Here is a 24124-nt window from a genome sequence, read left to right on the forward strand (position 1 = left end):
TCGAAACCCCGTGATGAAAATCACGGGGTTTTTGTTTTATATGTTTATTTAAAAATCCTATCTTAAATAGCTTTATATTAGTAATTCCATAATCTTTATCGAACTGTTTCACGATTAAATAAACTGGTCATAAAAATATTCGCTATTAATTTAAAGTAGTGAAAATAGTTCGTGCATTTAATTATGTTAGCGATTTATACCGATCTTTCTAGACCGCCGCAGTTATCGCTATAGTGAATGTAACGACAAGGTATAAAGTAGTGAGTAACAACTCACATCGTTATGGAAACAGTGGGATGACACCAGAGGACAAGGTGTTATAACTAAGCTATTAATTCAGTGAGTGTAATTTCAGATATAAAATACGCGAGTAGCAGCTTGGGACTTTATTTTTTTGGATGACAGTGGGAACGGCTTACTGAATACCGTTTGTTAAGTTTATCATTTAAATGAATACAGTTGAGGAGTACAAAGTAGTGAGCAACGCATAGAATTATGGAAGTATACCCACATCGCATAAGACTGCGAATAATCACTCACCACTTGGTGTATTAGAACAATATAGCGAAACGTAAAAGTTATATACGTCTCTAGTGATGAAGTTTATACGATATCAATGCCAAAAATGCGTTTTAGAGCTTTTTTGCCACTTGTCGTAAACGTAACCTCACGGTAGCCTGCTGTTTTTACTATCCATTCGTTTTGCTCAAAAGCGTGTAATAATGCAGCACCTGCGCTTCCACCTAAGTGCATACGTCTTTCACTCCAATCTAGGCAAGCACACGCCATTTTGCGTTTAGTGTGCATTGGAATATTGATATTGAGGTTGTGAAATTGCTCAATACCAATCATTGATAATTTATTTTCTTTAGATGTAAACCAGCCATTTTTATCCATAAAATCATAAATCTGAACTGCTATTTCCCCCGCTAAGTGGTCATAGCAAGTACGCGCTTTTCTTAAATGAATAGGGGTCGAGATTGGAGCCTGATATTCTAGCTTCATCGAAACCCCCATTAATATTTCCAGCAATTCAGCAATGTCCGATCCTGCAAGCCGGTAATAACGGTGTCTGCCTTGAGACAAACAACTAATTAAGTGGTTATTCAAAAGTTTCGTTAGGTGAGCACTGGTTGTTGAAGGTGCAATGTTTGCTGCAGCGCTTAACTCTGTCGCTGTCCAAGCTCTACCATCCATTAAAGCGCAGAGAATGCTGACCCTTGACGGGTCAGCAATAGCGGAGGCAACTTTTGAAATGGATTTTTCTAAATGCTCATTTTCATCAATGGGTTGGTTAATTTTGTTTTTTATCATTAGGGATATCCCATTTTTTAGTTACTTCTGAGGCTAATTCATTGTTGTCAGTTATAAGTATTAGCCTGTTATGATGATCACTATATTGAATTAGGATATTAATTTGGTGGTTTGCTAGGCACTGTGCTATGTCACCAAGCTCCCCTGGCCGTTCTTGCTTTAGCTTACGAATTACAGGCTGTGAAATGCTTTCTACTTGTATGCCAGCTTTAGCTAGTGCCTTTTTAGCTTCTTCAGGCTGTGTGATTAAAAAATGCGCATGGCTTTTTCCTTCGACAGAAAATACCCCGCCACCTTCTAAACCAACACCATGTTGGCCTAAAGTTGTCGCGAGTAATGCTAATGTACCCACTTGGTTTTCAATAATGACATGAATATCATACATTGTAGTTATCCTCTTTATCGAAGGAATAATCCCTTATGGTCTGTGAAACTCGAATGCGATAATGAGAAAAAACGGATTTTTTCCCTTCATTTTGCGCACTTTGGTGCATAAAATGACGTTTCCATTCCATCACAGCGGCTTCATTTTCCCACCAAGACAGCGATAAAATTTTTCCTTCAGTGGTGATACTTTGAAAACGCTCAACCGAAATAAAACCTTCAATGTTTACTAGTTCAGATTTTAATTCAGCAGCAAGTTCAAAATAACGCGTTTTTTGCTCAGGGATTGGAATAGCTTCAAAGATCACCGCAATCATAGAATTCTCCTTAATGTAGAAAGCGTAAATATAAACTTTTCATTAATTAATACTTCGATGATGGACGAAGTATTAATAGCAATAGAGGGGATGATATTGAGAATAAGGATTACTTAAGAGATTGGTATAAAGTATAACCAGCGACGGATCCTGCTACATCATAGGCAAAGTCGTGCCAGCTCCAACCCGTTCCTTCGGGGCGGCTATCATAGAGTTCTTTCGCAGCACCAAGTGAAATAGAAAATAACAGACCAAATTGAGCGGCATGACGATGTGACATATTTTGTCTGTCTGCATAAGCATTACCTGCCGCAGCCATCGCCGCGGAGAATGCAAAATGCTGCGCTTTGTCTTTACCTTTCCAGTTATCATTAGACCAATGGAAACCACTGCATGCTGTTGTTGATAACATTAGCGAGCAAATGATTAATGTTCTTATGATACTAGGGATCATTACCAGTCACCTAAATTGAAAAGCGCCACTTTAAAGTGACGCTTTGTTGAAAATTTATAAAATACGACTGATGAGCCGATCTACACGTATGCGTCGTAGCCTACGAATTAGCTTCTTCACTTTAACAGGGTAGGTTTGAATGCTATCTAATTCCCTATAGTGATTAACGACTTTTGTATGAGTGCGGATACATTCTAATTCATGATGGCGTTGATCTTGAAGTTGTTGCTTAGGATCGTGAATTAAGACTGCATTTTCCAGATCTAAGCCCCATGCTCGCGGATTTAAGTTATTACCCGTAATCAATTGCCATTGATTATCGACCCACATACCTTTTAAATGATAAGTATTGTCACCGTCTTTCCAAAGCCTTACTGTCAGCTGTTTGCTATCAATAAAGCGCTGTAAGCGACTAACAAAGCGGCGTAAGTTGATTTCATATAGATAAGGAAGTGCCCCAATAATTTTGAAAGGCTCTTCAGGTGGAATATAGAAATCGTTAGCCGTTTTATCGCCAATAATAATTTCTACATGTTTACCATCACGTAGTAATCGGCTGATGATCCGTACTAATACAGCAGGAAGGTTAAAATACGGCGTACAAATAGTTAGCTTATCGCTGGTTGAGCCCATTAGGTGGGTGATCACTCGGTTGAGATCGTTTTTCTTACCTAAGCCAACAAAAGGTGTTACGGATAATTCATCATTTGATGCATTACCGACAAATTGGTAAGAAGACCCGCGCAGCCCTAAGCGGAATTGTTTTATTAGGTGCTTAAATTCAGCGGTTTTAGGGCGCGTTTCTGTATTTAGACGATGAATGGCATCAGCGGGTAATAAAGAGTCATCAATAAATTTTCGCATTGATGCGGTTAGCTGACTGTTTTTAATAAGGTGATATCGGTCATAACGATATTTTTCATGTCGTTGTAAATACACATCATTGATACTTGCACCGCTATACAATAGGGTATCATCAAAAAGAAAGCCTTTTAGATGTAAGACACCTAAAGCTTCCCGAGTATTGACTGGAATACCATAGATAGGGATGTCGACATTTGGATAATGTTGTGAGACATCGTAATACCAATCTGCATTGGTGGAATTTGCGGTTGCACCAATGCGCCCTCGTTGAGCCCGATGCCAATCGACGAGAATCTTGATATCTAATGATGTATTAGCTTGTTTTGCCGCATACAGCGCATGAAGAATGTCTTTACCTGCGTCATCTTTCTCTAAATACAAAGCCGTAATGTAGATAGTATTTTCAGCGAGAGAAATTTGTTTAAGCAGTTCATCACGAAAATCTTCTGTCTTATATAGCGTTTTGACATCATCAACATCTTGAGAGAGTTTAGGTAAACTTACCAAATATTGTTGATGCTTTGCTTGTTTTAATTTTGACAACATCACAGTGTGAATTTTCTCTTATTAGTCCAATAGCAAATCGCTTTGCGCACATTTTTAAGCGAATGATCTAGGGATGATAGCATATTTAGTCAAACCATTTAGAATAAATTGCATATCTGTTTAATTTCCATACAGGTTATGCGACACATCCCTGCGTTGTTAAAGATGAAGAGTGAGGTTTACAACACCATCTTCAAATAGTACTTCAACCTCAAACCCCAATTTTTTGGCCAAGCTGATCATATTACGATTCTCAGGCATGGTGATTGCGGTTAATTTTTTGATGCCATGACCGCGGGTATAGTTAAGCAGTTTTTGCATCAACTGATAGCCCAGTGTTTGCCCTTTCATATCGGAGCGTACTAATACTGCGAATTCAGCCTCTTGATTATCAGGATCTGCCATTGCACGAACAACACCAATAATTTCAGGGGTGGAACTTTGGCTTTTTACTGCGACAAAGGCCATTTCACGGTCGTAGTCTATTTGGGTCATATTGGCGAGATCGTCATGGGTAAACTCGCTGATTTCACTAAAATACCGATAATAGAGATCTTCTTTTGTGACCTGCTCGATAAAAGACTTCAATAGTGGTTCATCTTCGGGAAGTATTGGGCGTAATAAGCAGCTTAAATCATCTTTTAAATGAATGGTTTCTTCTAATTCACTTGGGTAAGGGCGAATAGCAAGCCTAGAGGTTGTTGCGCTATCACTTGGGCTGAGTGTCATGGAGACATCCAGCAGGGTAAATTCATCGCCAGAGGCGAGTAATGGGTGAATGTCTAAACGTGTAATATTAGGGCAATCGATGATTAAATTTGAGACTCTGACTAATAAGCTTGAGAGCCCTGGGATATTTAACGGTTCTAATGCACTGCGCGATTTAATTTTATAACCTTTGATTGCGTTAATAACAAGATAACGCGCGAGTGCCATATTTAGTGGGGGTAACGCGACAGCAGCTTGGCTTTCTTGTTGCCACTCAATTCCCCCTTCGCCTAGCATTATCAATGGCCCAAATACGGGGTCTAATTCTACAGCAATACGTAATTCTTGGGCGCCAGCACGGTTTGCCATGCTTTGTACTAATAAACCTTCGATGCGAGCGTTTGGAAAATTGGTGGAGACACGTTCAATAATCGCTTTTGCGGCATCTTCAACCTCTTTCGAGTTTCTCAGATATAGCATAACACCTTGAACTTCTGATTTATGCACAATATCGGGAGAACGCAGTTTTAAAGCAACGGGGTAACCAATTTTCTCAGCAATTTCAATCGCTTCATCACTTGAGTGGGCAATCCAAGTGGGTAAGCTATGTAGCCCATAAGCTTTTAAAATAGGTTGAACTTCATGCGTATCTAAATGTAAGTTGTTATTTTTTAATGCTTGTTGAATATATTCATGCGCTTGCTGTGTATTGGCAGTGATGCCCACAGGCAGTGCTGGTGTTTCTTTTAATTGTTTTTGGTTGCGTCGGTATTCCACCATATGCATGTAAGCAGTTATGGCACCTTCAGGAGTGCGGTAAGTTGGGATCCCTGCTTCACTAAACAAACGCCGGGATTCTTGGGATGAATATTCACCACACCAATTGGTTAATATCGTCAGCCATTTTCCTCGAGGGTGCTGCTTGATGGTTTTAATGATTTTTTCTGCCATGGACTTGCTTTCAGTGATCGCGCTGGGGGTATGGATCAATAAAAGAGCATCATGATCATGGCTATCGAGCATTTTGTTTAATACGTTAATGTAGCGATCTACTGTGGAATCATCACCCAAGTCAATCGGATTTTGTGTAGAGAGGTCAAGTGGAAGTAGGGCACTGAGTTCATTTTCGGTTTCAATACTGAGTTTGGCCAGCTTACCATTACGCTGTAAAAGTTCATCCAGTGCCATGGCTGCAGGCGCGGCACCATTGCTCATGATTGATAAACGTTCACCCCGTAGTGGGGTCATATAGCTTAGTGTTTCAACTGCAGAAAACATTTCATGGGTATCTTGCACCCGTAATAGCCCCGCGCGTTGGATAGCGGCATCATAGGCGGCATCCAAGCTGGGTTTTTCCCCTAAAAGCTCTTGGGCTTTGCGTGTTCGACCACTTTTTATGACGAGAATAGGCTTGTTACGTGATGCACTGCGTGATGACGATAAAAAGCGTCGTGCATCACTGATGTTTTCAAGGTAAAGCAAAATTGCACTGGTTTTGCTATCGCGGGCTAAGTAATCCAGTAAGTCATCAATATCAATATCGATACTATCACCCAGAGCGATAAAATAGGAAAAACCGATATCACGATGCCTTGCCCAATCAAGTACAGTATTAGAAACTGCCGCAGATTGGGAAATAAAAGCTAGTTTGCCTTTGAGTATTGGAATAGGAGAAAAACTGGCATTTAAACCTTGCCATGGCGCTAAAAAGCCTAAGCTATTAGGGCCTAAAAGCCGAATTTGGTATTGCTGAGCCACCTTTTTTAATTCATTAAATTGAATGGAAGGGGATGATAAGATAATGACAACTTTGCAGCCAGCTTCACCAAGTTGCTGTAAACAAGTAATATTTCTCGAATGATGTGTACAAATTACCGCAAGGTCAGGTTTGAGTGGAAGCTTGTCAATAGAGGGATAGGCCAGTACCCCCAAGACGGAGCTACGATTTGGATTAACTGGGAGAATCGGCCCTTTAAAGCCGCTGGTGAGAAGGTTTTTCATCATCACCGAACCTGCACGGCTCGGGTTTTCAGAGGCGCCAATGACCACAATTGATTTTGGCCTGAATAAAGATTCTAACTGACTCACTAAACCCATAAAGATAACCCTTCGCTTGGTGAACGGTATAATCGTTCAAGAGATAAAAAGAGGCTGAGTAATACTTATGAATACTATGCCCTATCTTTTATATTGCGCTAGTTTATCTGGTGAATTTAATTAATTTATACAAGCACCTTCACGTTTTATGATGACGTTTATCCGAAAGTTGCTATTTCTTGGAACTGCTTACGAAAAAAATCGTGAAAACAGTCCCTAAAAATAGTTAGGGAACCGCTGCGTTTAACACCATTTGTGCCACAGGGTGATGGGGTTTCCCTTCAAGGTATTTTTGGCGAAACAGGCTAAAATGACTAAATAACTGCTGTGAGGCTTGGATATCACCAGCAAGCTCTAATATGGTTGCGGCAACTTCTGCAGTGCAATGCTGTTCTTCACGGGATGGTGTGCGTAGCAGGTAGTCTGTCCGAGCTTTTGTATTGATGGATAGCATTGGAATGTTATTGAGGTACGGGCTCTTGCGGAACATTTTGCGCGCTTCAGGCCAGGTTCCATCTAATAGAATAAATAAAGCTGGCTTATCAGAGATGTTCGGTTCATTCACGACAACACGGTTTTCTTGTGCATAGCTTTCAGGGAATATGAGATAAGGCTGGCGGGTATCATCCTGTAAGGCTGCTAAAAGTAGTGCATCTGGAGCTGTTCTTGACCACTGAAAAGCAAGGGTGTCAGGCAGAACATCCGCGATCAGTTTTCCCGTGTTGCTAGGTTTAAATACTTCACCATCAAACATGATTAAGCAAAATTGGCTTTTCGCTTGAGCGGACGCCGTTTTTTGACACAGGCATTGCGGAATGGGTAGCAAGCAATATTGGCAGCGTTTTACGCGACAGCCCCTTGCTTTAAAAGGTTTTGTCGATAAGGCGAGGCGTTGCTGGCGGAGGTGATAAACGGCATTAGGTGTCATGTTCGATTACTGTTTTACAGGCCATAAAATAAGCCGCATATTGTACGCAAAACGATTTCTATGCGATAGAGGTATATTCAATAACTTTTCGGTGAGATAATAGCGCGAATCGGTAGCGTAGCCTTGCAACATCATGTAATCTTCGCGCCATAGCTTAGTAGGGGATAGTGATGAACGACTCGAATGATTTTAGTGGTAAAAACGGCAAAGTAAAAGTGATGTATGTCCGCAGCGAAGAGCAGGACAACAAAGGTAACGATAAACGCCGTGGCGGTCGTGACGGTGGTCGCGATGATAGACGTGGTGGTAGCGATAAACGCGGTGGTGATCGACGTGATGGTGGCCGTCAAGAAAGAGGGGGGCGTTCAAATCGCCCTGAAGGTGGCCGCCAAGAACGCCGTTCAGATAACCGCGAGAGTACACCGCGTGAGCGTTCTCCGTGGCGCACTGTTTCTAAACCAGATAGCGAAGAATTTGAAAATGACCATGGTGGGATTGTTGGCAAAAGCCAAATCGACCCTGAGCAACTGCGCAAGCAACGCCAAGAAGAGACCCGAATTTACGGCGAAAATGCGTGCCAAGCGATGTTTAAAAATCGACCAGATGCCATTGTTCGCGCATGGTTCTTGCAATCTGTCACCCCACGTTTTCGTGATGCCCTGAAATGGATGGCAGCAAACCGTAAAGCTTACCATGTTGTTGATGATGAAGAGTTATCGAAAGCCTCTGGAACAGAACACCATGGCGGCGTGTGCTTTATTATCAAAAAACGAGGCGGCATGAGCGCAGATGCATATTTAGCACAAGCCGCAGAAAAAGATTGTGTATTAGCGCTGGAAGATGTTGGTAACCCACATAATTTAGGCGGGATCATGCGTAGTTGCGCCCACTTTGGTGTGCAAGGTGTGATTTTACAAGATGCGGGCATGTTGGAATCTGGTGCGGCAATTCGTACCGCAGAGGGCGGTGCTGAGCACATTAAAGCTATTGATGCTGACGGTTTAACGTCCACATTAGAGAAATTCCGCAAAGCGGGTTACACCATTGTGACCACGTCAAGCCATAAAGGCAGCCAAGATTTAGCAAAAGCAAAATTGCCAGCCAAAATGGTGCTTGTTTTAGGCCAAGAAAGTGATGGTTTGAGCGATAGTACGTGGGATCAAGGGGATATGAGCCTGTTTATCGGCGGAACGGGCAAAGTTGAAAGCCTGAATGTCTCTGTTGCTACAGGGGTGATGTTGGCACAATGGTGGCAGCAAAACCAAGTTAAATAATTGTCTTATCGATATGATTCCTAAGGCCATACGTTTTCACGTATGGCTTTTTTCTATCTACTATTTGGTTAGTGAGTAAATAAATCTGCAAACTCAGCAAGTTTCGGCACGAGAAATTCATTTTCTGGATAATTACATGAATAAGCTTCTAATAAGTGATTAGTGAACTGAATGAGATCTAAACGCGTTAATGGTGTGGATTTAGTTACTATCATATATGCCGCAGATATTTCGTTTAAACTGATGCAGTATTCGTAATAACCTTCTGTAAGAGCCTGCTTAATTTCATCGGGGACTGTATTAAAATTCAAGTCATCAGCCTCTAACTTTAACTGCATATAGGCTTGAACATCGTCCAAAATATCGAATGGATAAACCTCTTGGTATTGGTTGACATAGCAAATAAGTTTTCTGCGGAATTGCTCCGCCTGAATATCACTTATTGTATTAATCAATGCTAATACCTGACTGTTTTCAATCCATGATTTCATGAGCGTTTACCTAAGCAGATTAATGGTTGAACTAGTGTATTTGATGGGAAAAAATGAAGCAAAATTAACCCTACACGGAAATGTAGGGTTAATTTGAAGTTAGTGAGCGCCACCACCGTCTTTCGACCCAGCGCCAAATGGTGGTTTAGCGAACCAGACGATCACCATCAGTAAAATAAAGATCCCTGCGGATAACCAGAAAATTTCATTAGCTGATAAGATTAAGCCTTGATCTGTAATGGTTTTCGCTAAGTAAGCTGCACTTTGCTGCTCATTCATGCCAATCTGAGCCAATTCACTGTACATATGCTGCGCATTTGGATTGTATGGATTGACAAATTCTGCAAGATTTTCATGGTGCATGGATTCTCTTTGTGTCCACATTGTCGTGGTAATCGAGGTACCAATTGCCCCCGCTAGCGTTCGGGTAAAGTTAGATAAGCTAGATGCCGATGCCATTTTTTCAGGGGGTAACCCCGATAAGGTAATGGTGGTTAATGGCATAAAGAAGCAGGCAATCGCGAGGCCTTGAACAAATTGCGGCCAGGCAGCTGCTGCAAAGCCCATACCTGGTTCAAAGGTATAAGCACGCCAGTAGTAACAGACAGCATAGATAATAAAGCTGAATGTCACTAAATAACGCATATCAATGCGGTTACCAAATTTACCGATAATTGGCGTGATCAGTAGCGGCAATAACCCAACGGGTGCAGAGGCTAAGCCCGCCCATGTTGCAGTATAACCATAGACCTCTTGCAACAACTGCGGGAGCAAGACGATGGTACCAAAGTACAGCATATAGGCGAGGCTGAGTGATAAGCAGCCGATGGTAAAATTACGTTCCTTAAATAGAGAGAGGTCAATGACAGGGTGGTCGTCAGTTAACTCCCAGACAATTAAGAAGGCTATCGCCACAACGGCGATCACCGTCAAGACAATGATTTCGGTTGAGTTAAACCAATCCAGCTCTTTCCCTTGGTCGAGCATGATTTGCAGTGCACCAATCCCGACAACCAGTAAGACTAAACCAATAGTATCAATGCGTTGGATGGAAACTTTTGTTTCACGGCCTTTTAAAGTGCGCATGATGGCAAAGATAATCGCCACACTGAATGGGACGTTGATAAAGAATATCCATCCCCAATGGTAGTTGTCACTAATATAGCCCCCAAGAATGGGCCCGCAAATTGGAGCCACAACAATGGTCATTGACCAAAGTGCCAGTGCCATGCTGCGCTTGGCAGGGGGGTAGTTGTTCAGAAGTAGGCTTTGGGATAGAGGGATCAGTGGCCCTGCGACTAAACCTTGAAGTACACGGAATAAAATTAGCATTTCTAAGCTGCCAGAAATGCCGCATAACCAAGATGTTAAGGCAAAGAGACCCGTTGACCATAGAAATAGTCGAACTTCACCAATACGCCGTGCTAGCCAGCCAGTAACGGGAATAGAGATTGCATTTGCTACACCAAACGAGGTAATCACCCACGTTCCTTGGGAGTTAGATGCTCCTAAATTACCCGCAATCGTTGGGATAGCAACGTTAGCAATGGTTGAGTCAAGTACTTGCATAAAGGTCGCCAAGGAAAGGGCGATAGTCATCCAAGCCAGTTTTGAACCAGTGAGCGGTGCTGTCATGTCAGTTGCGCCCCCAATTATTTGTTCCCAGCGTTATTATTAATTATCTCAGTAACTATTTTGTCCGCAGGAGACATATCCACCGCTAATGCAGATGTATGGTAAGCTGGCGCATCGCGCATGCCTTTTGACAGTACTTTGCCATCTTTATTGAGAGTATCAATCGTCACTTCAGTGGATAAACCGATACGCAATGGGCGTTCTTCAAGTTGCGCAGGGTCTAACGCGATACGTACGGGCAGGCGCTGTACTACTTTTATCCAGTTTCCACTGGCGTTTTGTGCAGGTAATAATGAAAATGCACTTCCCGTTCCCATGTCTAAACCGACCACGGTACCGTTAAAGACCACGTCCTTGCCGTAGAAGTCGGCTGTTACTTTCGCTGGTTGGCCGATACGCATATCTGCAAGTTGCGTTTCTTTAAAGTTTGCATCAATCCACATGCCACTCGATGGAACGATAGCCATTAATGGTGTTGATGGGGTGATTTGTGAGCCAATTTGCACACTACGGCGAGAGACATAACCGTCTACTGGGCTAACAATTTTGGTGCGTTGTAAGGCTAGCCATGCATTACGAACTTGAGTCGCAGCCTGTTCTACTGCGGGTTGTTTTTCAATGGGCGAGTTAAGCACGATCGCTTGGTTAGCATTATATTGTTCAACTGCCATGTCCAATGCGGCTTTTGCGCTGACGACTGATTCACGGGCGTGTTGTAGCTCTTCTTTACCAATTAAATTACTACTACCTAGCACTTCACGGCGTTTTAGGTCGTTTTGTAAACGTCCTAATTCAGAACGTTTAACATCAATATTAGCTTGCAGCTGGCGGCTATTAATAATGTGCTGGCGGGTTTGGCGTACACTATTTGCCAGTTCGGTTTTGGCTTTATCCAGTGCAAGTTCAGCATCTCGAGGGTCAAGTTCAACTAGCACAGTGCCGCTTTGTACGAAGTCAGTATTATCAACGTTAACGGTCATGACGCTCCCTGATACTTGGGATTGAATTTGCACTTGGTTACCAGCAACGTAAGCGTTATCCGTTGACTCATAATGGCGAAGGACTAAATACCAGTAAACGCCCCAACCCACGCCAATAGCGATAAAAATAAACGTTAAAAACATTAAGGCATTTTTGCGCTGTCTTTTTTTATTTCGTTGGGGAGCTTGCGTTTGTTGCATTTCCTCAGGGGAACTCATACTGGTATTACTCCATTTTTGATGGATAAGGATCACGGTTGTTTCCAGTAGCTAGTAATAACCACTGGAAACTGAGACTACAAATGATTTTGTTGCTTGATGGGAATATCGTAAAGCACAAGGTTGAAAGGATAATGAAATATTGTAGGCTGAAAAGTTTTTTTTTGCTTTTAAGCCTTCGAATGCCTCAAATACATTAACCTTACAAAAATAATGGTTAATCTTTTATAGTATCCAGTTTTGTCAGTAATTTACGCATTAGTTTATCAAGCTGTTGTTTTTCATCAGCTTCTAAAACTGACCAGATATCGATTAACGCTCGATGTTGTGGCGGTAACAAACCACTTAAAAACTCTGAGCCTTTTTCGGTGAGGTGCAAATGTAGACAACGTCTATCATTGTGACTTTCTTTACGTTCAATCCAACCATTCTTTTCGAGTTCATCAGCGATGCGTGTCGCATTGGTGCGAGATGAACCAAGCGCTGCACTGAGCTCAGAAGGTTGGATACTGCGTGAATCTTTTGTATCTAAGATCATTAAGGCCATGAAAAGTGTTTCATTAATTCCTTGAGCTCGTAGCATATTATTACGAGATTCAAGTAATTTTCCATGAACATGCATACATAAGCGTGTTAAGAGTATCTCTTGATACGGGATCGGTTTTTCGTGTGTATCTTGTTGCGCGACACGAGCATTTAAAAGCTCTTCTGTCGGTGTAAATGAACTTTCCATTATTTGGATACCTTATTAGTTTCAGTTGGTAAGATTACAACTGTCATCAACCATCTAAATGGTATATTAAAAGATAGAATTAGCAATTATACTTAATTAATATCGATGATTTTATTTTGATAATGATACATGATTCATAAATATTATGAATGTAATTTATGGATTTCAGTATAGCGCAAAGTGCATTTCTAGCCTATTTAAGTTTATTTGGCTATAATTTAACCAAAATAAATGCAATTTATACGTCAAACAAAACCATATAAAACAATATATAATCACATCGTATTAACTCAATACCATTTTTTTTATTACCCAATAATTACAAGTTAGATAGATATTGTGATCATCTAAGTGTAAGTACCTATTTTTTAATTTTGTATAATTATTATTACCAGTAATTACTTATTGAATTAACAATAATTATACCTTACTGAAGAGCTATAGTATTTGTTTAACAGTGTCATTTGTTAACTTTTGCCATGGTAATAATAACAACATATAACTATTATCTTGAATTATTGATGGTAATTTATTGATTATGCATAAATATGAGTAAGAAAAGTGATGATTCCACTCTGAATATATTATGTATTTTTAAGTATTAACGTGCGGCTGATAACATTTAAAACAAAATGTTAACAGCCGCAGAAAAGGAAAACGCATTATTCATCTGAAGCCGCGATAGTTGGATCAAATCGGATACCAATGACCCAAATAATTAAGCTTAAGGCCGTTAAACTAACGCCTGCAATTGCGACTCCTTCCCAGCCTGCGCGCTCATAGGCATAACCTGATAATAACGAGCCGAGTGCGCCACCAATAAAATAACTGGTCATATACCCTGCAGTGAGGCGGTTACGCGCTTCAGGCATAATTCGATATAAGGTGCTTTGGCTGGTAACGTGGACAGCTTGAACGGCAAGGTCAAGAACTAAAATGCCAATAATAAAGGCGATCAAGGAGTGTTTTGCTAAGCCAATGGGTAACCAGGAGAGCAGTAATAAAACGAGTCCAATTGTGGTGATTATCTTGCCTTTACCTTTATCCACAAGGTGCCCTGCTTGAGATGCCATCAATGCGCCCGCTGCACCAACAAGGCCAAACAAACCGATAGTTCCTTCAGAGTAGTTAAATGGGGGGCTCGCTAATAAAAATGCCATTGCTGTCCACAGTAAACCAAAATTGGCAAAAGAAAGTGCACCCAGTGAGGCTCGGACAGCTAAAACAGGTGTACTAAAAAATAAGCGACCAATAGAGCAAAGTAATTGAAAGTAGTTAAGATTGGCTTTTTGATGATAGCGAGGTAATTTAATCGCTAATACAATTAATAAGATAATTAATAAAACAAATGCGACCCAATAAATCGCTCGCCAGCCTCCTACCATTGCCACTGCGCCAGATACCGTTCTCGCCAGTAAAATCCCCAGCAGTAAGCCACTCATAATAATCCCAACGGCTTTCCCCCGTTTATTGGGGTGTGCAATGGAGGCTGCCATTGGAATAAGTACTTGAGCAACAACAGAAAATAGTCCTGTGAGTGCCGTTCCTAATAGGATTTGCCAAATATTGGTTGAAAGAGCAGTAATGAGTAAGCCTGAAGCGGAAAGAAACGTCATAAATAATATTAGGCGTTTTCGTTCAAATAAGTCCCCTAGAGGAACTAAAAACAGTAAACCGACTGCGTAGCCAAGCTGTGCGGCTGTGACAATAAACCCTGCCATATTAGTTGTCAGGTTAAATTGAGCAGCAATGGTATCTAACAGTGGTTGGGCATAATAGTTGCTGGCAACGACAAGGCCTGTCGCAATGGCCATCAAAATTGTGAGGCCCGTTGTTAGCTCAGCAGTTTGGGTCTGTTTCATGTGGGTTACCTAATATTAGCTAGGCGACTACTATAAACAAAATTCATTACCTTGGTTTATTTCTTTTTGCCATTGATACAAAAAACCACCCAGATTAGCGGGTGGCTTTAGGCATTTTATTATGTGATTTATGCTTACTTAGCGGCTTCCTTCGCTGTTTTCACCCAGCCATCAAATGTCGATTGGTGAGCTTTTATCCAAGCATTTGTGTGACGTTGAATATCCGCTTGTGAGGCTTCCCCGTTATGCATTCTTAAATTCTGCGCATTGATATCCGCAATAGGCAGCTTCATCACTTCAAATAATTTTGCTGCTGAAGGGTTATCCGCAGCCCATTTTTTGTTAGCCACGATATGCATGGTATTCGGTGGGAAACCATAGTTTTTTCCATTAGGTAACGTCGTGTCTGTTTTTTCACCGTTTGGCATTGAAGAGAAAGGCACTTCTAGCCAGACCACATCACGACCAGGCTTGAGCACATCACTGATCCAGTAAGGTGTCCATGTATAGTATAAAATAGGCTTACCTTCTTTATATCGGGTAATGGTATCTGCCATCATTGCCGCGTAGTTACCTTGGTTGTGATCAACTGTTTTTTCGAGATCATAGGCTTTTAAATGATTATTAATGGCGGCTTCACAACCCCAGCCTGGGTTACAGCCTGTTAAATCGGCTTTACCATTGCCATTTGAATCAAAGAGTTTGGCAATTTTAGGATCTTTGAGTTGTTCCACATTGGTAATATTGTATTTTTCAGCCGTTTTTTTGTCGATGAGGTAGCCTTGAGCCGCATTGACGACATAATTCCCTTGACGATAGAACACGTTATCACCGCCAGCAGAATCATACTGGGCATTATGCAAAGGAACCCAGCTGGTGGCTAAGTAAGTTGCATCACCATTCGCAATGGATGCATAAGCTACGTTATAGTCGACCTCTTTGATAGGCTGAACATCATAGCCGAGTTCCTCAAGGGCTTTTGCAACGATCAGTGTTTGGAATGTTTCTTCACTGATTGTACTTTGTACAGGATTAATTTTTATTCCTTTACCAGGTAGGTCGTTAGCGGTTGCCAATGGAACGGTAAATATGGCTGTCAGTGCAGATGCAAGAATGATTTTATGTTTCATTATATTGTTCCCTCTGTTTTATTTCGCAGCTAGCTTGGCTGTAATGGGAAGAGCCAAGTTAAGTGCCAAGTGAATGGCACTCAGGTGAATGGAGGATGTTTTAATTAATTGTTTTTTTGCAAAATGGGCGTACGACCAGTCCTATAGGGCCTTTCTGATACCAACGAGTCGGTGTTTTACCACGAGTATCTTGCCCTAAAGATTGGGTAAGGCGGTCTAAAATGATGGCGAGGATCACAATACCGACACCCCCGACGGATGCGAGGCCCATATCAAGGCGGCCTATCCCCCTTAAGACCATTTGGCCTAAGCCCCCGACTGCAATCATTGATGCGATAACCACCATTGACAGCGCTAACATTAAGGTTTGGTTAACCCCAGCCATAATGGTTGGCATAGCGAGTGGTAATTGCACTTTAAACAACATTTGACGAGGGCTTGCGCCGAATGATTCCGCGGCTTCAATTAAATCGGCAGGGACTTGCTTGATCCCTAAAATGGTCAAACGAATGATCGGCGGTAATGCAAATATAATGGTGACGACGACGCCTGGCACATTACCGATACCAAATAACATGACGATCGGCACTAAATAGACGAATGCAGGGGTGGTTTGCATTGCATCAAGTAATGGGCGAATGATTCTGGAGGCTCTATCACTGCGCGCTAGCCAAATCCCCAACGGTAGCCCTATCACAATACAAAACATCAATGAGGTGAGTACCAGCGATAACGTCACCATCGCTTCCGACCATGCACCAATTGCTCCAATGGCTATCATCGAAACAAAGGTGGCAACTCCCATTGCTCGTCCTGCAAATTGCCAAGCAAGTAATGCAAAAATGATAATGGCTACGGGAGACGGTAGCGAGGTGAGAAATTGTTCAAACCCACTGAGAATAAAATCGATGGGCGCTCGTATTCCTTGAAATACAGGACGGAAGTTGAGAACAACCCAATCGATGGCATGGGCAACCCATGAATCAAGGGGGATAAGCGTATGCTGGAAAGGATCCATAATATTAAACTGATCGGGTACGATGCTATCTGTTGGAGCTGCATCAAGCCAATCACTGGATCCTGAATCTGTTGTGGGTGAGCCACCCCATGGATCATCTGAAGCACTTTGGTCTGGCGTGGAGCTTGTTGCCCATGGATCGTCTGATGAGGTTGTTTCAGGCGTTTGTTCTGGCGTTTGCTCAACTTGAGTATCGGCCCATGGATCCTGTTGGTCGATGGTATTTTCTTGATTTTGCTTACTCATTTGGCGTCTCCTTATCCAGTGCTTGTAGTAGCATGCCTTTCGAAATCACCCCTAAATAACGATTTTTTTCGTTGACGACAGGGACCGCACAAGGTGCTTGTGCAATCGTCGAGATGACTTCATTTAAGGAGGTATCACCTTGAATCGGCTCGATATCTGGCAAAATGGCAGCTTCAATTCCGGCTTTGTCATGCAGCGCTTTTTCTAAGGATTCAATGGATACAACACCGGCAAAAGTATGGCCGCGTGAGAGCAAATAGCCATGGTAGCGGTCTTCATCATTAAGCACTTTTAAGGCTGAACGAGGCCCAAAGCCAGGCGCGATATGCAACAATGCATTAGGGCGTCTTCGCGCTATATCTTTGGCACTGAATACTTGGCTAATATCAACTCCACGGAAGAAAGTTCTGACGTAGTCATTGGCAGGGTTATTCAGTATTTCATCGGGTGTTCCGACTTGAACGACCACGCCACCTTGCATAATGGCAATGCGGTCACCAATTCGCATAGCTTCATCGAGGTCATGGGAGATAAAAACGATAGTGCGTTGTTTATCACCTTGTAAAGAAAGCAATTCATCTTGCATTTCTGTTCGAATGAGTGGGTCAAGAGCAGAAAAGGCTTCATCCATTAAAAGAATATCAGGGTCATTAGCGAGTGCTCGAGCTAAGCCAATGCGTTGGCGCATTCCGCCAGAAAGCTCATCAGGGAATGAGTTAGCCCATTTATCGAGGTTAACTTGATTCAGTGCATCCATTGCTTTTTTATAGCGTTCTTCTTTTGAAATGCCAGAAAGTTCCATGCCAAAAGCTGTATTATCAATCACATTCATGTGTGGCATTAACGCAAAGGATTGGAATACCATACTGATTTTAGTTCGACGTACTTCACGCAGCGCTTTGTCGGAAATATTAGAGATATCTTGCCCATCAATCAGCACCTGGCCGCTGGTAGGTTCAATCAGGCGATTGAGGAGGCGCACCAAAGTGGACTTCCCTGAACCCGAAAGCCCCATGACTACGAAGATTTCGCCTTCTTCAATCGCCAGATTCACATCTTGAACACCGACCGTGAGGCCCGTTTTTTCAAAGATAGCATCTTTGTCCATTCCTGATTCTAAAAGCTTAAATGCGGAGTCAGGATTTTCCCCAAATATTTTATATAAATTTTTAACTTCTAATTTTATTGCCATATATTATTTACCCAATTTTCAATCAACAAAAGAGTTGGAGCCCAAATGAATAATGTTGATTCAATGATGATAGTCGAGCCTATTGAGACCTAAACGTAGGCTATCGCTTGAAAATTATTAGGGCAGAAATTCCTATTTTAATTTAATGGGTTTATTCATTATGGTTTAAATTCAAATGCTCCTGATTAGATTATTAGTAAAAATTGCAAGCAATAAACCCTAGCATAATAAAAACTCCTGACAACCCTTGGTTAAGCAGAATTAATCAAAAAAATGAGTGTCAAAAATGCTGAATATCATTCAAATAATCAAAAGAAAGTAGCGAGTATGAGCAATAATATGAAAATTAATAGAGATAGTTAACTTGCTGGTGAGACTGTATTTATTTTGACAGAATTAAAAATAATCAAACGAGATTTAGTGAATTAATGATGATAATTTTTAGACAACAATAATGTAATAATTAGCGAATGAAAATAAATAAGATAAAACACCAGAATCATTAATTTTATTAACTTATTTTCGGGTTTTAAAATAGAGAAATGAAAAAAATGCCTGATTAATTCATTAAAAATGAGCAATCAAACAGATATCCCTATAAAAAACGAACTGATTTGAGTATTTTTTAGTCTAAAAAATACCCTAAAAAATAAAGTTATTATTATTCATCAGGGTATGTTTGGCATTGATGCTTTAAGTTAAATGTAAAATAAATTAATCAATTGATTAAAAGTTCCAGTCATCATCCTCTGTGCTGACAGCTTTGCCAATAATATAAGAAGAACCTGAACCTGAGAAGAAATCATGATTTTCATTCGCGTCAGGGGATAATGCAGATAATATTGCCGCACTCACATCTGTGACTGTATCAGGGAATAAGGCTTCATAACCTAAATTCATTAAAGCCTTGTTGGCATTATAGTGTAAGAACTTTTTAACATCTTCTGTCCAGCCTACGGGGTCATATAACTCTTGGGTATATTTTACTTCATTTTCATATAAATCGAATAATAATGAGAAAGTAAAATTCTTTATTTCTGATTGTGTTTTTTCATCATAATTCAATAATGATTTTTGGAATTTATAGCCAATATAATAACCATGAATCGCCTCATCTCGAATGATTAATCGAATTAAGTCAGCAGTATTTGTGAGTTTGCCACGGCTTGACCAATACATAGGTAAATAAAACCCAGAATAGAATAAGAAAGATTCCAAAAAGACACTCGCCACTTTTTTCTTTAATGGATGTGAATCACAATAATAAGAAAGAATGATTTTAGCTTTATTCTGTAATGCATTATTCTCCTCACTCCAACGAAAAGCTTCATCGACATCGCTGGTGGAACATAAGGTGGAGAAAATAGAACTGTAAGAGCGCGCATGTACCGCTTCCATAAAGCTAATATTGGATAAAACGGCTTCTTCGTGGGGCGTTTGTGAGTCAGGCATCAAACAAGGCGCACCAACCGTATTTTGAATGGTGTCAAGCAGTGTTAGACCGGTAAAGACACGTATAGTCAGCTTTTTTTCTGCTTCAGTGAGGGTATTCCACGATGGGATATCGTTGGATAGCGGGACTTTTTCGGGTAACCAGAAGTTAGAGGTGAGGCGGTTCCAAACCTCAAGGTCTTTATCATCTTGAATGCGGTTCCAGTTGATTGCCTTCACAGGGGCTGCGGATGTATTGGTGGTCATATTCTGATTCCTATTACAGAGTGCAAGATACGCAGCCGTCAACTTCAGTACCTTCCAAAGCGGTTTGACGTAATCGTATGTAATACAAAGTTTTTATGCCTTTTTTCCATGCGTAGATTTGTGCTCGGTTAATATCTCGCGTTGTGGCATCATCTTTGAAAAAGAGCGTTAACGATAAGCCCTGGTCAACGTGTTGGGTGGCCATCGCATAGGTATCAATAATTTTTTCAGGGCCGATTTGATAGGCATCTTGGTAATACTCGAGATTCTCGTTATCCATAAATGGGGCCGGATAATAGACTCGACCAATCTTCCCTTCCTTACGGATCTCTATACGAGAAACAATTGGATGAATGCTAGATGTGGAATTATTGATATAGGAAATAGACCCTGTGGGGGGGATGGCTTGCAAGTTTTGGTTGTAAATACCATAGGTGATCACTGATTGTCTTAAGGCTTGCCAGTCTTCTCGTGTGGGAATTTCGATACCCGAACGTCGGAATAATTCCTGCACGGTTTGTGTCTTTGGTAACCAAATATCGTTGATATATTTATTAAAATAGTCACCTGAGCCATAAGTGGAGTGCTCAAAGCCAACAAAGGCGGTTTTGCGCTCAATTGCTAATTGGTTTGATGTTTTTAGGGCGTAATAAGTCACTGTATAAAAATAGATATTGGTAAAATCAAGTGCTTCTTCACTACCATAATGAATATGTTCACGGGCTAAATAGCCATGTAAGTTCATTTGCCCAAGGCCAATAGCGTGGGATTGACGGTTTCCTTGTGCAATAGACGGTACAGAACGAATATCGCTCATATCGGACACGGCACTAAGTGCTCTGACAGCAGCTTCGATGGATCGTGCAAAGTTCGGTGAATCCATGGTTTTGGCAATATTCATAGACCCTAAATTGCAGCTGATATCTTTACCAATTTCTTGGTAACTTAAATCCTCTTCATACAGGCTAGGGCGATTAACTTGCAGAATTTCTGAGCACAAGTTGCTCATATTAATTCGCCCTGCAATAGGATTGGCTCTATTGGCGGTATCTTCAAATAAAATATACGGGTAGCCCGATTCAAATTGAATTTCAGCTAACGTTTGGAAAAATTCCCGGGCATTAATTTTGTATTTTTTTATAGCTTTGTTATCCACCATTTCAGCGTATTTTTCAGAGACGCTGATTTCAGACATGGGAACGCCATAAATACGTTGTACATCGTAAGGTGAGAATAAGTACATATCTTCGTTATTTTTGGCTAACTGAAAAGTAATGTCTGGGATCACCACGCCAAGGGATAAAGTTTTTATGCGTATTTTTTCATCTGCATTTTCCCGTTTTGTGTCGAGAAAACGCATAATGTCAGGGTGATGCGCATGTAAATACACGGCTCCTGCACCTTGACGAGCGCCCAATTGATTCGCGTAGGAAAAGGCGTCTTCCAACATTTTCATCACAGGAACCACACCAGAAGATTGGTTTTCAATCAATTTTATTGGGGCGCCTTGTTCGCGTAAGTTGGTCATCATAAAGGCAACTCCGCCACCCCGTTTGGATAGTTGGAGTGCGGAATTGACAGAACGCCCGATAGACTCCATATTGTCTTCTATACGCAATAGAAAACAGGATATTAATTCGCCTCGCTGTTTTTTCCCGCAATTGAGAAATGTTGGCGTAGCGGGTTGGAAACGGCCCGTAATAATTTCATCGACATACAATTTAGCCAGTGATTCTGAGCCTTGTGCTAAAGTTAATGCCACCATGCAAACACGGTCTTCATAGCGTTCTAAATAGCGCTTTCCATCAAAAGTTTTCAGCGTATAGCTGGTGTAGTATTTGAATGCGCCAAGAAAGGTTTGGAAACGAAATTTATGCGCATAGGCTTGCTGAAACAGTGACTTAATAAAGTCAAAACGGTATTGCTGCAATATATCGTTTTCGTAGTAATTTTCTTGAACAAGAAAATCTAGTTTTTCTTTTAAATCATGGAAAAATACAGTGTTTTGATTAACATGCTGGCGGAAATAATGGTGTGCAGCTTCTTTATCTTTATCAAACTGAATATGACCTTCGCTGTTATATAAATTCAGCATGGCATTCAGGGCATGGTAATCAACTTCAGTATTATTTTGTATTGTATCCATTATGAAAAGCTCTCGTTGTGGGCATGTTGCCAGAACGTTTGTAGGCCATCTTTAACCGACTGAACATCTTTTGCAGTACCTAAGAGTTCAAAGCGATAGAGGTAAGGCACACGGCATTTTTGTGCGACGATATCCCCCGCAATTGCGTAAGCATCGCCAAAGTTAGTATTCCCCGCAGCAATCACACCACGAAGGAATAAACGGTTTTCCTCGATATTTAAAAACTGAATCACTTCTTTTGGCACCGCGCCTTTTGTGCCACCGCCACCGTAGGTTGGAAGCAGTAGAACATAAGGTTTTGTGGCAATAGGGCTCATTTCTTGTGGCCCGATTGGGAGGCGCGTTGCAGGCAAGCCCAATTTTTCAACAAACCGATGGCAATTGCCTGAGCGGCTTGAAAAATAGATGAGTGATTCCGTTTTCATGGGATTTCCTATGCGGCAAGAAGGCTTATCATATCGGGACGAAAACCAGCCCAATGTTTGTCACCCGCAACAACAACTGGTACCTGTTGGTAACCTAACTTTCTAACTAATTCAAGCGCTTGGGTATCTTTTGTTAAGTCAATTATCTGATAAGCGATTTGCTTGCGGTCTAAGGCTTGATAGGTGGCATTACATTGAACGCAGTTGGGCTTACTATAAATGGTAATCTTATTCATCATATTCACCTTTTAAATTTCTAAGAGCATCTTGGCATGTGATACTCAAAGACTATATATAGATTGAAAATTTATCAACCACACAATATATAGTGAATAGTGAATATTGAATGATAATTATTCTAATTATCTGCTAGGTTGTTATTTATATTGAAAATAAAAAAAATGGGGTATTTGATGATTCCGTTTGCCACACTAAGAAAAAATAGCATTGCAATGTAGAAATAATTTACTCTATAACTGTATATACAATCAGGTAAATGAATCCTTTTAAGGAGATACTATGTACCATCAATATTTAGCGACACCAGATAAATTTCCTAAGCCGTGGGTCCATATTACGGCGGATGACGAAGGGATCACGAGCCTCTATTTTGTTGATGAAAAAACAGAAAAAGAGAGTAAAAACGAGCACTCCAAACTGTGTGCTAAAGAATTAAAAGAATATTTTAACCACAAAAGAAAAACGTTTACGGTGGCGTTAAACCCCCATGGCACAGAGTTCCAAAAGAAAGTATGGAAGCATCTATGTGGGATCCCTTATGGGGAGCGTTGGAGTTATAAGGATTTAGCGTTGAAGTTAGGCTCTGCCAATTATTGCCGTGCGGTGGGAATGGCAAATTCACGTAATCCCATTTCATTAATCGTGCCCTGTCACCGTGTGTTAGGCCATGATGGTAAGTTAGTGGGATACACGGGGGGATTAGATATTAAAGATTGGCTGCTATTACATGAGAAGTAAAATCTAAATAATTCGCTATAGGTGATACTATTAGTTGGATTAATTGCTATTGATAAGAATAATTGGCGAAAGCAGAGCGGAAATAACCAATAAATAATATATTTTTATCATTTTAGTTGGTTTTCGTGATCTAGGTTGTAGACAAGTAACTCAGAGATCTGATGTACTGAGCTTGATACAGATGGTGTGTCTATTTTATTTTAAAGGTAATAATTTGATGTCTAAAGTTAAAGGTAACGTTAAGTGGTTCAACGAATCTAAAGGTTTTGGTTTTATCACTCCAGAAGATGGCAGCAAAGATGTTTTTGTTCACTTTTCTGCGATTGCTAGCGACGGTTTCAAAACCCTAGCGGAAGGCCAGAAAGTTGAATTTGAAATCACTGAAGGTGCTAAAGGCCCATCTGCTGTTAACGTTGTCTCTCTGTAATTTAAACAATTAACAATCAGAAACGAACAGCTGTAAACTCGCTCTAGTTAACTGGAGC

The 24124-nt window shown here is 41.0% G+C and carries 22 protein-coding genes; 3 read left to right on the top strand and 19 right to left on the bottom strand.

Translation table 11 applies throughout. The features are described from left to right. Positions 1-603: 603 nt before the first annotated feature. From PR808_RS18040 to PR808_RS18070, 7 genes are all read right to left on the bottom strand, one after another. Positions 604-1314 (bottom strand): ArsR/SmtB family transcription factor, encoded by a 711-nt coding sequence (locus PR808_RS18040; RefSeq protein WP_206085234.1) that lies wholly within the window; start codon positions 1312-1314, stop codon positions 604-606. After that, positions 1295-1699, bottom strand: a complete 405-nt coding sequence (locus tag PR808_RS18045; RefSeq protein ID WP_206085235.1) for an amino acid-binding protein — start codon at positions 1697-1699, stop codon at positions 1295-1297. Before PR808_RS18045 ends, PR808_RS18040 begins: the two co-directional genes overlap by 20 nt. Next, positions 1692-2015: an antibiotic biosynthesis monooxygenase family protein gene (locus PR808_RS18050; RefSeq protein ID WP_206085236.1), complete on the bottom strand. Its 324-nt coding sequence runs from the start codon at positions 2013-2015 to the stop codon at positions 1692-1694. The genes PR808_RS18045 and PR808_RS18050 overlap by 8 nt, the downstream gene beginning before the upstream one ends. 109 nt (positions 2016-2124) lie before the next feature. After that, positions 2125-2469, bottom strand: coding sequence for a YfiM family lipoprotein (locus PR808_RS18055; protein ID WP_272539834.1), 345 nt, complete (start codon positions 2467-2469; stop codon positions 2125-2127). A 54-nt stretch (positions 2470-2523) separates the two neighbouring features. Continuing rightward, positions 2524-3879 (bottom strand): CDP-diacylglycerol--serine O-phosphatidyltransferase, encoded by a 1356-nt coding sequence (pssA, locus tag PR808_RS18060; RefSeq protein WP_272539835.1) that lies wholly within the window; start codon positions 3877-3879, stop codon positions 2524-2526. Between the two features lie 159 nt (positions 3880-4038). Beyond that, positions 4039-6675: a bifunctional acetate--CoA ligase family protein/GNAT family N-acetyltransferase gene (locus PR808_RS18065; RefSeq protein ID WP_206085471.1), complete on the bottom strand. Its 2637-nt coding sequence runs from the start codon at positions 6673-6675 to the stop codon at positions 4039-4041. A gap of 235 nt (positions 6676-6910) precedes the next feature. Further along, positions 6911-7612: a tRNA-uridine aminocarboxypropyltransferase gene (locus tag PR808_RS18070; protein WP_206085238.1), complete on the bottom strand. Its 702-nt coding sequence runs from the start codon at positions 7610-7612 to the stop codon at positions 6911-6913. Positions 7613-7782: 170 nt separating this feature from the next. On the opposite strand from PR808_RS18070, the gene PR808_RS18075 reads away from it, so the two are divergent. Further along, a complete protein-coding gene (locus tag PR808_RS18075; RefSeq protein ID WP_206085239.1) occupies positions 7783-8886 on the top strand; it encodes a tRNA/rRNA methyltransferase in 1104 nt (367 codons plus the stop codon). A gap of 68 nt (positions 8887-8954) precedes the next feature. Here the strand turns inward: PR808_RS18075 and PR808_RS18080 are convergent, their stop codons facing one another. The 12 genes from PR808_RS18080 to nrdH all read right to left on the bottom strand — a co-directional run bounded on the left by PR808_RS18080 (position 8955) and on the right by nrdH (position 22897). Continuing rightward, entirely contained in the window at positions 8955-9377 is a 423-nt protein-coding gene (locus PR808_RS18080; RefSeq protein WP_206085240.1) for a hypothetical protein, read from the bottom strand. 99 nt (positions 9378-9476) lie between these two features. Continuing rightward, positions 9477-11012 carry a multidrug efflux MFS transporter permease subunit EmrB gene (emrB, locus tag PR808_RS18085; protein WP_206085241.1) on the bottom strand — a complete coding sequence of 512 codons (1536 nt, stop codon included), beginning with the start codon at positions 11010-11012 and terminating at the stop codon, positions 9477-9479. Between the two features lie 17 nt (positions 11013-11029). After that, complete coding sequence (emrA, locus tag PR808_RS18090) at positions 11030-12211, bottom strand: multidrug efflux MFS transporter periplasmic adaptor subunit EmrA (protein ID WP_206085242.1); 1182 nt, start codon at positions 12209-12211, stop codon at positions 11030-11032. A 217-nt stretch (positions 12212-12428) separates the two neighbouring features. Next, a complete protein-coding gene (mprA, locus tag PR808_RS18095) occupies positions 12429-12944 on the bottom strand; it encodes a transcriptional repressor MprA (RefSeq protein WP_206085243.1) in 516 nt (171 codons plus the stop codon). A gap of 662 nt (positions 12945-13606) precedes the next feature. After that, the gene (locus PR808_RS18100; protein WP_206085244.1) at positions 13607-14806 is read right to left on the bottom strand and encodes an MFS transporter; all 1200 of its coding nucleotides are present in this window, start codon (positions 14804-14806) and stop codon (positions 13607-13609) included. Between the two features lie 134 nt (positions 14807-14940). Further along, positions 14941-15936 carry a glycine betaine/L-proline ABC transporter substrate-binding protein ProX gene (proX, locus tag PR808_RS18105; protein ID WP_272539836.1) on the bottom strand — a complete coding sequence of 332 codons (996 nt, stop codon included), beginning with the start codon at positions 15934-15936 and terminating at the stop codon, positions 14941-14943. A gap of 100 nt (positions 15937-16036) precedes the next feature. Then, a complete protein-coding gene (proW, locus tag PR808_RS18110) occupies positions 16037-17200 on the bottom strand; it encodes a glycine betaine/L-proline ABC transporter permease ProW (protein WP_272539837.1) in 1164 nt (387 codons plus the stop codon). Then, a complete protein-coding gene (gene proV, locus PR808_RS18115) occupies positions 17193-18392 on the bottom strand; it encodes a glycine betaine/L-proline ABC transporter ATP-binding protein ProV (protein WP_206085247.1) in 1200 nt (399 codons plus the stop codon). The genes proW and proV overlap by 8 nt, the downstream gene beginning before the upstream one ends. A 726-nt stretch (positions 18393-19118) precedes the next feature. Further along, a complete protein-coding gene (gene nrdF / locus PR808_RS18120; RefSeq protein WP_206085248.1) occupies positions 19119-20090 on the bottom strand; it encodes a class 1b ribonucleoside-diphosphate reductase subunit beta in 972 nt (323 codons plus the stop codon). A 13-nt stretch (positions 20091-20103) separates the two neighbouring features. Then, entirely contained in the window at positions 20104-22236 is a 2133-nt protein-coding gene (gene nrdE / locus PR808_RS18125) for a class 1b ribonucleoside-diphosphate reductase subunit alpha (protein ID WP_272539838.1), read from the bottom strand. After that, positions 22236-22661 (bottom strand): class Ib ribonucleoside-diphosphate reductase assembly flavoprotein NrdI, encoded by a 426-nt coding sequence (gene nrdI / locus PR808_RS18130; RefSeq protein ID WP_206085250.1) that lies wholly within the window; start codon positions 22659-22661, stop codon positions 22236-22238. The genes nrdE and nrdI overlap by 1 nt, the downstream gene beginning before the upstream one ends. An 8-nt stretch (positions 22662-22669) precedes the next feature. Next, positions 22670-22897, bottom strand: coding sequence for a glutaredoxin-like protein NrdH (gene nrdH / locus PR808_RS18135; protein ID WP_206085251.1), 228 nt, complete (start codon positions 22895-22897; stop codon positions 22670-22672). A 283-nt stretch (positions 22898-23180) separates the two neighbouring features. Here nrdH and PR808_RS18140 point away from each other — a divergent pair, with 283 nt between their 5' ends. Together PR808_RS18140 and cspE are read left to right on the top strand one after the other, a co-directional pair. Further along, complete coding sequence (locus PR808_RS18140) at positions 23181-23639, top strand: methylated-DNA--[protein]-cysteine S-methyltransferase (protein ID WP_206085252.1); 459 nt, start codon at positions 23181-23183, stop codon at positions 23637-23639. 217 nt (positions 23640-23856) lie between these two features. After that, the gene (gene cspE, locus PR808_RS18145; RefSeq protein WP_206085253.1) at positions 23857-24066 is read left to right on the top strand and encodes a transcription antiterminator/RNA stability regulator CspE; all 210 of its coding nucleotides are present in this window, start codon (positions 23857-23859) and stop codon (positions 24064-24066) included. The last annotated feature ends 58 nt before the right edge of the window (positions 24067-24124 follow it).

It is taken from the genome of Providencia sp. PROV197 (assembly GCF_028479625.1).
Taxonomy (GTDB): domain Bacteria; phylum Pseudomonadota; class Gammaproteobacteria; order Enterobacterales; family Enterobacteriaceae; genus Providencia; species Providencia vermicola.

Coding starts and splice junctions, on each gene's coding strand:
- nrdH (WP_206085251.1), bottom strand. CDS start 22,897: ATGAATAAGATTACCATTTATAGTAAGCCCAACTGCGTTCAATGTAAT.
- proV (WP_206085247.1), bottom strand. CDS start 18,392: ATGGCAATAAAATTAGAAGTTAAAAATTTATATAAAATATTTGGGGAA.
- proX (WP_272539836.1), bottom strand. CDS start 15,936: ATGAAACATAAAATCATTCTTGCATCTGCACTGACAGCCATATTTACC.
- PR808_RS18055 (WP_272539834.1), bottom strand. CDS start 2,469: ATGATCCCTAGTATCATAAGAACATTAATCATTTGCTCGCTAATGTTA.
- PR808_RS18040 (WP_206085234.1), bottom strand. CDS start 1,314: ATGATAAAAAACAAAATTAACCAACCCATTGATGAAAATGAGCATTTA.
- nrdE (WP_272539838.1), bottom strand. CDS start 22,236: ATGGATACAATACAAAATAATACTGAAGTTGATTACCATGCCCTGAAT.
- cspE (WP_206085253.1), top strand. CDS start 23,857: ATGTCTAAAGTTAAAGGTAACGTTAAGTGGTTCAACGAATCTAAAGGT.
- PR808_RS18100 (WP_206085244.1), bottom strand. CDS start 14,806: ATGAAACAGACCCAAACTGCTGAGCTAACAACGGGCCTCACAATTTTG.
- mprA (WP_206085243.1), bottom strand. CDS start 12,944: ATGGAAAGTTCATTTACACCGACAGAAGAGCTTTTAAATGCTCGTGTC.
- nrdI (WP_206085250.1), bottom strand. CDS start 22,661: ATGAAAACGGAATCACTCATCTATTTTTCAAGCCGCTCAGGCAATTGC.
- nrdF (WP_206085248.1), bottom strand. CDS start 20,090: ATGACCACCAATACATCCGCAGCCCCTGTGAAGGCAATCAACTGGAAC.
- PR808_RS18050 (WP_206085236.1), bottom strand. CDS start 2,015: ATGATTGCGGTGATCTTTGAAGCTATTCCAATCCCTGAGCAAAAAACG.
- PR808_RS18075 (WP_206085239.1), top strand. CDS start 7,783: ATGAACGACTCGAATGATTTTAGTGGTAAAAACGGCAAAGTAAAAGTG.
- PR808_RS18070 (WP_206085238.1), bottom strand. CDS start 7,612: ATGACACCTAATGCCGTTTATCACCTCCGCCAGCAACGCCTCGCCTTA.
- PR808_RS18045 (WP_206085235.1), bottom strand. CDS start 1,699: ATGTATGATATTCATGTCATTATTGAAAACCAAGTGGGTACATTAGCA.
- proW (WP_272539837.1), bottom strand. CDS start 17,200: ATGAGTAAGCAAAATCAAGAAAATACCATCGACCAACAGGATCCATGG.
- emrB (WP_206085241.1), bottom strand. CDS start 11,012: ATGACAGCACCGCTCACTGGTTCAAAACTGGCTTGGATGACTATCGCC.
- PR808_RS18140 (WP_206085252.1), top strand. CDS start 23,181: ATGTACCATCAATATTTAGCGACACCAGATAAATTTCCTAAGCCGTGG.
- pssA (WP_272539835.1), bottom strand. CDS start 3,879: ATGTTGTCAAAATTAAAACAAGCAAAGCATCAACAATATTTGGTAAGT.
- emrA (WP_206085242.1), bottom strand. CDS start 12,211: ATGAGTTCCCCTGAGGAAATGCAACAAACGCAAGCTCCCCAACGAAAT.
- PR808_RS18080 (WP_206085240.1), bottom strand. CDS start 9,377: ATGAAATCATGGATTGAAAACAGTCAGGTATTAGCATTGATTAATACA.